This window comes from Colwellia marinimaniae (assembly GCF_002207865.1).
Classification (GTDB): Bacteria; Pseudomonadota; Gammaproteobacteria; order Enterobacterales; family Alteromonadaceae; genus Colwellia; species Colwellia marinimaniae.
Window position 1 is genome coordinate 1 of record NZ_BDQM01000341.1, and the last position, 260, is coordinate 260.

1 protein-coding gene is annotated in these 260 nt (G+C 67.3%); it reads left to right on the plus strand.

Going from position 1 to position 260, the window contains the following annotated elements; translation table 11 throughout:
- Positions 1–260 (plus strand): DUF3560 domain-containing protein (locus tag MTCD1_RS19565; RefSeq protein WP_143760198.1); only part of this gene is annotated, 260 nt, incomplete at both ends.

Genomic DNA, 260 nt, shown 5'->3' on the forward strand with positions numbered 1-260 from the left:
CCCCCATGTGGACGCCGGCCCGCGAAGACCTGCTGATGGAGCTTTGCGGCGAGATTGGCGACGAGGACACAAGCCTTGTTGAGCGCGCCGAGGAACGCGCCGACCGCTTCGAGGACTACAGCGACAAGCGCGCCGATGATGCCGCCGCCGCGCGCAACGCCGTGCAGGCCATCGGCCAGCGGTTCGAGTTCGGGCAACCCATCCTTGTGGGCCATCACAGCGAACGCAAGGCCCGCAAGGACGCCGAGCGCATGGAAAAC